This window comes from Pseudomonas sp. P4_C8, assembly GCF_056401975.1.
Genome location: NZ_JBFUIH010000006.1, coordinates 138515 through 148961, shown reverse-complemented (window position 1 = coordinate 148961; position 10447 = coordinate 138515). Strand labels below are relative to the sequence as shown.

Below are 10447 nucleotides of genomic sequence, written 5' to 3'. Positions count from 1 at the left end.
CCCCAGGTCAGACCGTCGCGGATTGATGCCTGCGCTCCTACCGGCCTTCGAGGCCTGAATGTAATCGGCATACCGTGAGCTCAACCAATGTTGGCCAGAAGCCAAAGATGGCTTCCTCGAATAGGCCTTATACATAGATGCAACCGGGTAGCAGTGTTTGAAAAGCAGGTAGACAGTGGGGGCGAGTCCATACATAGGAGTGAGCCTGCTCGCGATAGCGGTTAATCATTCAACGTTGATGTCGACTGACCCGGCGCTATCGCGAGCAGGCTCACTCCTACAAGGGGAGGGTGGTGGTCTTGAAGGGAATGTCTGTAGCCAAAACAACTGTTTTCTGAAGGAGAAATCTTCAGAGAAAGTAGGGAAAATCTGATTTCCTTGTCCCTCCCTCAACACCCCTTATCGCTCATGCAGAATCGCCCGCCTTCATTCTGCAGAGACACATCGGATGTTCGCGCCTGCCAATCAACCGCGTTTCACGTTGACCCTCGACGGCGTCCAGAATGAGCTCAAGGTCCTTGAGTTCACGGGCACGGAAGCCATTAGCCAACCCTACCGTTTTGACCTGGAACTGGTCAGCGATCGGCCGGACATAGAACTGGAAAGCCTGCTGCACCGTCAGGCCTTTCTGAGTTTCGATGCACAAGGGGCCGGTATTCACGGTCAGATTTTTCGCGTCGGCCAAAGCGACTCCGGGAAACGTCTGACGGGCTATCAGATCAGCCTCGTACCGCGACTGGCCTACCTTGGTCAGCGCATCAACCAGCGGATCTTCCAGCACAAAAGTGTGCCAACGATCATCGCGCAGGTCCTCAAGGACCACGGCATCCAGCGCGATGCGTTCGAGTTTCAACTCGGCAGCGACTACGCGGCTCGTGAATACTGCGTGCAGTACGCCGAAAGCGACCTGGCGTTTATCCAGCGGCTGTGTGCCGAGATCGGCATTCACTACCACTTCCAGCACAGCCCCGACGGGCATTTGCTGGTGTTCGGCGATGACCAGACCGTTTTTCCTCGTCTGCCCGAGTCAACGCTGTACCTGCCCGGTAGCGGAATGGCGGCGGATGCGCCAGCCATCAAACGCTTCAACGTGCGTCTGGAAACCCGCACTACCGCTGTCACCCGTCGCGATTACGACTTTCAAAAACCTCGCCTGCAACTCGAAAACAGTCTCGACAGCGAGCTGCGCCCGGTGCTGGAGGACTACCACTTTCCCGGCCAATTCACTGATCGCGAACACGGCAAACAGTTAGCTCAACGCACACTCGAACGCCACAACGCTGACTTCCGTCAGGCCGAAGGTCGTGGTGATGACTGTGCGCTGGTCAGCGGGCATTTCCTCCATCTCGCCGAGCATCCCCGTCAGGCGTGGAATGACCTGTGGCTGATCACTGAAATCGAACATCGCGGCCGCCAGCCGCAGGTGCTGGAAGAGTCGGCCACCAGCGATGACCCGGATGATTTTCAGGGCTATCGCAATACGTTTCTGGCGACGCCGTGGGACGTTTCGTTTCGCCCGCCGCTGGGGCCGCAAAAGCCTCGGATGCTCGGCTATCAACCCGCCGTGGTCACCGGCCCGGTTGACAGCGAAATCCATTGCGACGAGTACGGTCGGGTCAAGGTTCAGCTCGCGTGGGACCGCGATGGTCAACTCAACGAGCACTCCAGTTGCTGGCTGCGCGTTGCCACGGGTTGGGCGCATGACCGGTATGGCAGCGTGCTGATCCCGCGCGTCGGCATGGAAGTGCTGGTCGGGTTCATCGACGCCGATGCCGACAATCCATTGGTGATGGGCTGTCTGCCTAATGCGGCGACCCCCGTTCCGCTGGACCTGCCGGCGGACAAAACCCGCAGCATTTTCCGCAGCCAGAGCAGTCCGGGAGGCAGGGGATACAACGAACTGCGCATCGAGGATCGCAAAGGCGCCGAGGAAATCTACCTGCGCGCCCAGCGAAACTGGACCCAGCACGTGTTGAATGATCAACAGGTACAGGTCGATAACCAGCGCAGCATCGTCGTTACCGGCACCGCTCGCCATGAGTTGAAGGCTGATGAGCAGCGCATCACCCACGGTCAGCGTCAGGCTGAAGTGAAGCGCGACGATCACTTGGTGGTGGTGGGCGACCGGCACATCCGTGTGTCCAGTCAGGTGCTCAGCGCGAGCCAGCAATTCCACGTCAGCGCCGGCCAGCAAGTGGTGATCGACGGCGGCGCCAGCGCGACGATTCAGGCGGGGGGGCAGTGGATCAATATCGGGCCGGGGGGGATTTTTAGTAGCGTGCCGATTCAGGTCGGTGGCGCGTTGATGCCGGCGATGGCGGCTGCGCCGGTTTCACCGAATACACCGTTGAAACTCGCCGCTGCGCCGGCAGCGGTATTGAGCGCTGCGCAGATCATGAGTCTGAAAAGCGATGCGCCGTTCTGTGAGGAGTGTGAGCGCTGCAAGGATGGTGTCTGTGCAGCTTGATCATTTGACGCCTCGCGACTGGCTGGACCGGCAGCCGCTGAAACCCACCGAACAGGTGTTCGCGGTCTTTAGTAACGCCAGTTCTGCTCGGGCGTTTAAAGCCTGGCAATGCTCGACCACTGCACAGGCGCCGAGTCCTGTCTGGGCAGGTACCGCGTATGCCGAGTGGGAACCGGTGATGCCCTATGTCGGAATTATCGCGGCGGAGAGTGAGTTTCTGGAATGGGTCGCTGCCACCGAGTCTCGCGATTGGGGTTGGTTAGCGGTTTCTGCTGCATCTCAAGAAGTGCTGGTCGAGCATCTGCGCAGCCTTACCCAGGTTCTTTTGCCCAACGGTCATGCGGTGTTTTTCCGTTTCTGGGACGGGCGTTTTGTGCTGCCGATTCTTCAGTCCGGCGAAGTGAATGCCACGCAGTTAATGCCTGTTATCCACCGTTGTTTGATCAACGGTCAGTCGCTCGAAATCGGTGGTAGTGCGCTGAAAACCTCCAGGGTTTTCCCGTGGTGGGAGGTGTCTGATTCCCTGCTGCAACACCTTGGTGCTGTAGATACTTCGACCTCTATCAACAATCTGATGCAGTGGTTGAGTGAAGAGCATCCGAACCTGTTGGAGGCGTTTTCGGCGGGCGTGTTGCGCCGCAAGGTCGAGACGTTTCTTGCCCGGCCTGACCTTCCTTCAGTGCCGAAAGCCGAGCTGTTGGAGTACTTGATGGAGGAGCTGAACTAGAGGCAATGCGAAATTTCCGGGCGAAGTCGTCGGAAGTTTCCTTCAAGTTGTAACGGTTTCCATGAACTGGTTTGAAATGAATTCCAACGATAGTCTCTGGTGGTCACTGAAAATTCAGTGGCGGGGTGTAGGAGCCCTTCAAAGTCGTTGGAAATGTATTGGCGTCGAAGCTAGGTTTGCGGCCGTTAACGTGCGTCCGTAAGATCAGTTGCGGCGGTTGTGCGCGGGCACGCTTCGGCGTGGTCGAGTTTTCCAAAGGCCTCGATATTCCTACCCCGCGCATAACTGCCACCCCAGCCTGTAGGAAGGCTGATGGCAGTTCCTATTTACTGCCTCTGGAACTTGAAAATGAAAAATCTTCACCCCGATCCACCCTACGAAAAACCAATCCCCCATCCAAAAAACCGCTTCATGGCCCTCACCAGCAACTGCACCGACATGCCCACCCTGTTCGTCGATACCCACGCGCCGCTCGATGTGTTGTATGAGGCGGCCAACTATAGAATTCGCGCCGTGACACAGGTGCTGGAAAACATGTCGATGCGCGGTTCCATCGAGTGCGAATCCTTCATCCTCAGCGACTTTGCCTTGCTCTGTGCCATTCCGTTGCGCGATGGGTGTGATGTGCTGGATGTGATTGGCCGGCGGTTGCGGGCTCTGCCGTAGTATCTGAATAAAGAGTGATCCTTCCTGATTGATTGTAGGAAGGATCGTCCTTACTCATTTTGATAATCTACTTTGGCAGGAATTGATCCTGAGACTGAATGAATGCGTCGAACTCCCTGGAGTTGTAAACTTCGAGGCAACCATAAAAAACCATTTTTTTATTAGAATGCTTGCTGAGGGACGAGGTGTGTGCATAGGCGTTACGCATGTACTTCTCGGTTTCTGCGTAAGGGTCGTATGTGACTTCGAGGGTGTCCTCGTTTTGAATAATTAGATGCTGCCCCTTGCTCATCGACGAGTAGGCGCCAATCGCAAGTCCAATATCAGATTTGATTTCTGACTCGTTCTTGAATTGGCTGGAAATACAATTGGCCAATCCATAATTTTTCAGCGTTTCTCGCGCCTTATCTATATTGATTTCAGCAGATATGGCTTGCCCTGAAACGAGTAGGAGTGCCAGCACAATTAGAGGCGAGTGCGTCATCCCTTCAACTCCCAAAAGTTTATTTTATCCAGCTTTACCCTTGGATTGTCATAGGTATGGCTGTCTTGCTTGTGGTAGTCACTGCCGTCACCGGTCACGCTCCCGTTCCAAAGGGTTGCGTGGCCTGACGCGTCGCTCCACCCGGTGATTTCCATCACGATGACGCCTTTTTTTCCATTTATAAAATTTGAATTGGTTTGCGTCAGCGTATGGTCGGGCTCGCCCCAGTTATGTCTAAGAAAAGCGAGGAAATCTACCACCTTCATTATGTAGGGAAGTTGGTCCGTTCCACTCAGTCGATAGATGGGCTGGTTTTGTATGATCGTGCCTTTGGGGATTTTATATCCGCCGTAATTAAACGCTCTGCTTAGCCTCAATGCGCAGGCATTCGCATAAGCATCAGGCTTTTCCGCTCTTGCCGCTTCGACTCCGCCTCCGACAAGTCCGTAAACCTCGACTGAGCCTTTATGACCTACTTCTGCATATGCGCTCCATAGAGTGCTGAAGCGGGGCCTTTTAACCGAGATGCTGGAAGACACTCCGCCGGCATTGATGACAACTTGAGCCATTATGCTTCCCCTTCCATGTCAATGATTTCGCTTCCGAATGCGTTTGGAATGATGGCTACGCCTTTGGCCCCGACTATCCCTGTCAACGCTTTTTCGGTGGGCCCGCTAATGTTGACGGTAACCGTCTCGCCGGGCAAATAACCTGAGGTTTTCACATGAATATTCAAGTCAGTGTAAAACCGGGATACTGACTCAACAGCAACCTGCTCATCGCCATAGGACAAGGAAATATCGGTGATGGACTTGGGACGATTGAGCAGGGTAGTGATGCCTGAAAAATCTGCTTTGTTGTGTTCTGCTCCGCCATATACAGATGACTGAGCGGAAATCACCTTGTTGGATTGTGGAGGGCAGCCGCAGGCAACGTAGTCACCTTCCAGGGCAACCAATCCGGCCGGTAACGTAATGGTTCTGGGGCCGACCGCGACGATGGGGCCTTTTCCTTGGCTGCAGACTGGGCAACTTGCCAAGTGTCCAATGGATGAGGTGCTTACAGCGCAATCGATGTTGATACCGACATTCCCTTCCTGTACGGAGCCGCCGGTTGAGGTAGGCGCACCGATACCAATCATTTTCCGTCCCATGTAAATCTCCATTTACGGGTGTCAGGTCGGTCCGATCTTCGCACTCATGTGTAAGCTTCACGATGGCAGGTCTTTGGCAAAGTGTGACTTGATGTTGCTCGCCAAATGAGCAAGATCGAAAAATCGCAGACTGAGGCGACTCCGACGCGGGGGGCGTGATTGCGATTGCTAGACCGAACGCCCGCTCAGCCGCGAACCCCTGACGTTCGCCTCGGTACAAGGTAAACTTCCCGGCCTTCGCAGGAGCAATCATGAATTATCGTCACGCCTTCCATGCCGGCAATCACGCCGATGTGTTCAAACACCTGACTTTGACCCGCCTCATCGCCCTGATGTCGCGCAAGGAGCAGCCGTTTGCCTATCTCGACACTCACGCCGGCATTGGCCTGTATGATCTTCAGGGCGATCAGGCCAACCGTACCGGCGAGTACCTGGAAGGTATTGCGCGTCTGTGGGATCAGCCGGACTTGCCGGCGCTGACCGCCGATTACATGAAAGTGCTGCACGACATGAACCCGGATGGCCAGTTGCGCTATTACCCGGGGTCGCCGGAGCTGGCGCGGCGTCTGACGCGGCCGCAGGATCGGGTGATGCTCAACGAGAAGCATCCGGAAGACGGTTTGCTGCTCAAGGACAACATGGCTGGTGACCGTCGGGTGAAGGTGCATCTGGGCGAAGGCTGGCATGTGCCGCGCGCGATGTTGCCGGTGCAGGAGAAGCGGGCGGTGATGTTGATTGATCCGCCGTTTGAACAGCTCGATGAGATGCAGCGCTGTGCGGCGTCGCTGAAAGAGGCGGTTGGCCGGATGCGTCAAACCGTGGCGGCGATCTGGTACCCGGTGAAGGACCAGCGCATGTTGCGGCGCTTTTATCAGGACCTGGCGGGCTCGGGCGCGCCGAAGTTGTTGCGCGTGGAGTTGCTGGTGCATCCGCTGGATACGCCGAACAGTTTGAACGGCTCCGGGATGGCGATTGCGAATCCGCCGTGGGGGCTGGAAGAGGAATTGCGTGAGTTGCTGCCGTGGTTGTCCAAGAAGTTGGGGCAGACCCAGGGTGGGTGGCAGATGGATTGGTTGATTGCTGAGAGTTGAGTGGTGATCGTTCCCACGCTCTGCGTGGGAATGCAGCCTGTGATGCTCCGCGTCACGCCCTTCAAGAGCGGACGCGGAGCGTCCATTGAGGCATTCCCACGCAGAGCGTGGGAACGATCAGGGGCCCGAAAAATCAGATCGGGCAGGTCACGCCTGTGCCGCCAATCCCGCAATACCCTTCAGGGTTCTTCGCCAGGTACTGCTGGTGATACGCCTCGGCGAAGTAGACCGTCGGCGCTTCGTCGATTTCAGTGGTGATTTCGCCTTTCCCGGCCTTGGTCAATTCAGCCTGGAACACTTCTTTGCTGTGTTCGGCGGCGGCCAACTGAGCTGGACTGGTGGCGTAGATCACCGAGCGATACTGAGTACCGATATCGTTGCCCTGGCGCATGCCTTGAGTCGGGTTGTGCAGTTCCCAGAACATCTTCAGCAGCTCGTCATAACTGACTTTTGCCGGCTCGTAGACCACCAGCACCACTTCGCTGTGGCCGGTCAGGCCTGAGCAGACTTCTTCATAGGTTGGGTTCGGCGTGAAGCCGCCGGCGTAACCCACGACTGTGCTGACCACTCCTTCACGCTGCCAGAAGCGACGTTCCGCCCCCCAAAAGCAACCCAGGCCGAAGATCGCAAAATCCACGTCGGTGACGAACGGGCCCAGCAGCGGGGAGTCGTGGACGAAGTGTTTTTCCGGCAGGGACATATGGGTTTCGCGGCCAGGCAGAGCTTGTTCTTTGGTTGGAAGCACGTTTTTGTTCACCAGAATTTCCGAGCGCAAGACCATGATCAGTCCTCTCAGTCAGGTTGGGATGTAGGGAATCAGACCGCCAGTGTGCCCAAACCCTTCCCGTTACGCACTACCCCTGTAGGAGTGAGCCTGCTCGCGATAGCGGTGGGTCAGTCAGAAACCACGTCACTGAGACACCGCTATCGCGAGCAGGCTCACTCCTACAGGGATTGGAGGTGTCCACACGAGGATGTGTGTGTCAGGCGAGAGGGCCGCGAGGGTAGCGTTTGAGCTTTTCGATCAGCTCGGCGCCGGGGATCGGCCGGTCGAACAGGTAGCCCTGGCCGACGTCGCAGCGGTGGCGCCGCAAGAACGCAAGCTGCTCGGCGGTCTCGATGCCTTCCGCCACGACCTTGAGTTTCAGGTTGTGGGCCATGGCGATCACCGCGGAGGTGATTTCCATGTCGTCCTGATTGTCGGGGATTTCGTGGATGAAACTTCGGTCGATTTTGATGATGTCGATCGGGAATTTTTTCAAATAGCTGAGTGACGAGTAACCGGTACCAAAGTCATCCATTGCCAGCGTCAGGCCCAGACGCTTGAGCTGGTCGAGCTGCAAGTGGGTGTCTTCGGTGGCTTCCAGCAGCAGGCCTTCGGTGAGTTCAAGTTCCAGCAAGTGGGCCGGCAGCGCTTCTTCCTTAAGGATGTTGGCGATGGACGACACCAGATCCGGATCGGAGAACTGCTTGGGCGACAGGTTGATCGCGACTTGAAGATCGCCCAGGCCGGCGGCGCTCAGTGTTTTGCTCATGCGGCAGGCCTGGCGGGCGATCCACTTGCCGATGGGGATGATCAGGCCGGTTTCTTCGGCGACGCTGATGAACTGGTCCGGACGGATCATGCCTTTGTCGGGATGGTTCCAGCGCAGCAGCGCTTCCATCCCCAGCAGGCGGCCGCTGCGCAGGCAGAGCTTAGGCTGATAGAACACGTCCAGCTCGTTCTGGGTAAGTGCGCGGCGCAGGTTGTTCTCGACGAACAGTTTGTAGCTGGCCTCGGCATTCAACGCTTCTGTGAACACCTGGACCTGATGCTTGCCGTTGGCCTTGGCCTTGTGCAGCGCCAGACCGGCGTTGCGCATCAAGGTTTGCGGATCACGACCGTGCAGCGGCGCGCAGGCCAGGCCCACGGAGCCGGTGACGCTGATCAGTTGGTTGTCGACGAACATCGGCTTGTCGAGGGTCATCAACAACTGGTGGGCGACCTGTTGGCCGGTACGCAGGTCGGTGTTGTCCAGCAGCACGGCGAATTCGTTACTGGCGAAGCGTGCCAGGCTGCCGCCCGGACTCAGGCTGTTGCGCAGGCGTCGGGCCAGGCTGATCAGCAGTTTGTCGCCGGTCTGGTGGCCGAGGCTGTCGTTGATCCGCTTGAAGTTGTCGATGTCCACCAGCAGCAAGATGATCGGGGTGTCTGTGTCTCGGGCGAAGCGTTCGTCGAGGTTGCGGATGAACGCCGGGCGGTTGCCGAGGTTGGTCAGGTTATCGGTGTAGGCCAGGCGCTCGATGCGCTGCTGGGCGAGTTTGGTCTGGGTGATGTCTTCATAAATGCCGATGTAATGCGTCAACTCGCGGTTATCGCCGTACACCTTGGAGATCGACAGCTGCCCCCAGTAGGGTTCGAGGTTTTTGCGTCGGCTCTTGAACTCGCCCTGCCAGCTGTTGCTTTTGGCCAGCGCCGAGGGCGCGTCGAACAGCAGTTCGCTGAGGTTCTCCAGTGCTGGCAGTTCCGATAGCCGCTGGCCGTGGACTTCTTCGGTGCTGTACTGGGTGATCGCGGTGAAGCTTGGGTTGACGTATTCCACCACGCCGTCGCAATTGACCAGCAAAAAGGCGTTGGCGCTTTGCTCGACCGCGCGCTGGAACAAGTGCAGGGCGCTGGTGGCGGTGCGGCGGTTGTGGTTGTTGATGACCTGGGCGAACTGATCCGCCAGCTCGCCGGCAAACGCGATTTCGTCCGACTGCCAGGCGCGGGTCGCACCGGTCTGTTCCAGGCATAGCACGCCGACCACTTGACCGTCGACGCGGATGCTGGCGTCGAGCATCGCGTTCACATCGCGTGGGCGCAGGCTCTCGGCCATGTGCCGGGTGCGCGGGTCACGCATGGCGTTGTGGGCGTCGATGGCGCGGCTGCTGTGCAAGGCTTCGAGGTAATCAGGGAAGCTGCTGACGTCGATCGGCTCCGGCAGCCGGTATTCCTCGCAGGCGCGGTGATAGGCCGAAATCGGCACCAGCATCGAACCTTCGAGGTTCCACAGGCTGGCACAGTCAATTTCGTAGATATCGCAGGCGCTACGGGTGATCAGTTCGGCGGCTTCTTGCAGGGAATTGTTGCTGCTGTAGCGCTGGCGAGTCAGCAACAAGATCAGGTCCTGCTGGGCGCGCACCCGGTCCAGATGCTGCAGTTGTACCTGCTGGGCAAGCTGATTGAGTTCCAGGGCGATTTGCAGGCGCGAGTTCTGGGATTCCAGGTCGGGCAATAGCTGATTGCTTTCCAGCAGGTCGTCGACCACCAGCAGATAGCCGCGCAATAGGTGCCGATTGTGCTGTTTATAGGCTTCGCCCAGTTCCAGCAGGTTCAAGGCGCCGGAGGCGGTGTGCAAGGTGTAGCGGATCTGGTAGTTCGGACTGTCGGTAAGTTGCTGCTGGACCGCGTCATGCAGCTGATAGCGCGCTTCGGGCTCCATCAGGCTGGCGTAGGGAGAGTCGACCAGCGCACACAGGTCTACGGCCGGCAGACCGAAATGACGTTCGCAATTAGGATCCAGAAACAGTAGCGCCCAGCTAGGTTCATTCAGCCGTTCGAAACGCAGCATGCCGAGCCGCGAGGGCACAGGCAACTGCGTCACTACCTCGGCCACCATACGGCTGGCGGCATCGGGTTGGCTTTTCATTGAGGGGAACTCGCTTCGAATGTGCTGATCGCGCCGGGCTCTCGCCCTCTTATCTGTTGTCTGCGGCAAGGTTGCATCATTGCGGCCCCGACTGACAAGAGACATGAAGGCCAAGTGCTATAAGAATATGTCGGCAGGCGTGAAGTTTTCTCCAGCTCCGGCTAAAAACCAATGCATTTGGCCTTCTT

The 10447-nt window shown here is 57.5% G+C and carries 9 protein-coding genes; 4 read left to right on the top strand and 5 right to left on the bottom strand.

Annotated elements, in window-relative coordinates; translation table 11 throughout:
- Positions 1 to 448 precede the first annotated feature (448 nt).
- The 3 genes from AC1DWM_RS06010 (at position 449) to AC1DWM_RS06000 (ending at position 3860) form a co-directional block, all read left to right on the top strand.
- Complete coding sequence (locus AC1DWM_RS06010) at positions 449 to 2467, top strand: type VI secretion system Vgr family protein (RefSeq protein ID WP_477794811.1); 2019 nt, start codon at positions 449 to 451, stop codon at positions 2465 to 2467.
- Positions 2457 to 3194, top strand: a complete 738-nt coding sequence (locus AC1DWM_RS06005; RefSeq protein WP_223520035.1) for a DUF4123 domain-containing protein — start codon at positions 2457 to 2459, stop codon at positions 3192 to 3194. The genes AC1DWM_RS06010 and AC1DWM_RS06005 overlap by 11 nt, the downstream gene beginning before the upstream one ends.
- 348 nt (positions 3195 to 3542) lie before the next feature.
- Positions 3543 to 3860 carry a hypothetical protein gene (locus AC1DWM_RS06000; protein ID WP_477794810.1) on the top strand — a complete coding sequence of 106 codons (318 nt, stop codon included), beginning with the start codon at positions 3543 to 3545 and terminating at the stop codon, positions 3858 to 3860.
- A 67-nt stretch (positions 3861 to 3927) separates the two neighbouring features.
- Here the strand turns inward: AC1DWM_RS06000 and AC1DWM_RS05995 are convergent, their stop codons facing one another.
- The 3 genes from AC1DWM_RS05995 to AC1DWM_RS05985 are packed head-to-tail and all read right to left on the bottom strand — an operon-like array spanning position 3928 to position 5497.
- The gene (locus AC1DWM_RS05995) at positions 3928 to 4344 is read right to left on the bottom strand and encodes a type VI secretion system amidase immunity protein Tai4 (protein WP_223520039.1); all 417 of its coding nucleotides are present in this window, start codon (positions 4342 to 4344) and stop codon (positions 3928 to 3930) included.
- Positions 4341 to 4913 (bottom strand): type VI secretion system amidase effector protein Tae4, encoded by a 573-nt coding sequence (locus tag AC1DWM_RS05990; RefSeq protein ID WP_477794809.1) that lies wholly within the window; start codon positions 4911 to 4913, stop codon positions 4341 to 4343. Before AC1DWM_RS05990 ends, AC1DWM_RS05995 begins: the two co-directional genes overlap by 4 nt.
- Positions 4913 to 5497 carry a PAAR domain-containing protein gene (locus AC1DWM_RS05985; protein ID WP_477794808.1) on the bottom strand — a complete coding sequence of 195 codons (585 nt, stop codon included), beginning with the start codon at positions 5495 to 5497 and terminating at the stop codon, positions 4913 to 4915. The genes AC1DWM_RS05990 and AC1DWM_RS05985 overlap by 1 nt, the downstream gene beginning before the upstream one ends.
- Positions 5498 to 5748: 251 nt before the next feature.
- Here AC1DWM_RS05985 and AC1DWM_RS05980 point away from each other — a divergent pair, with 251 nt between their 5' ends.
- On the top strand, positions 5749 to 6588 hold the full coding sequence (locus tag AC1DWM_RS05980; protein WP_477794807.1) for a 23S rRNA (adenine(2030)-N(6))-methyltransferase RlmJ: 840 nt from the start codon (positions 5749 to 5751) through the stop codon (positions 6586 to 6588).
- Positions 6589 to 6721: 133 nt separating this feature from the next.
- On the opposite strand, the gene msrA is transcribed toward AC1DWM_RS05980, so the two are convergent.
- Positions 6722 to 7369 (bottom strand): peptide-methionine (S)-S-oxide reductase MsrA, encoded by a 648-nt coding sequence (gene msrA, locus AC1DWM_RS05975; RefSeq protein WP_477794806.1) that lies wholly within the window; start codon positions 7367 to 7369, stop codon positions 6722 to 6724.
- A 202-nt stretch (positions 7370 to 7571) separates the two neighbouring features.
- Positions 7572 to 10259, bottom strand: coding sequence for a putative bifunctional diguanylate cyclase/phosphodiesterase (locus tag AC1DWM_RS05970; protein WP_477794805.1), 2688 nt, complete (start codon positions 10257 to 10259; stop codon positions 7572 to 7574).
- Between the last annotated feature and the right edge of the window lie 188 nt (positions 10260 to 10447).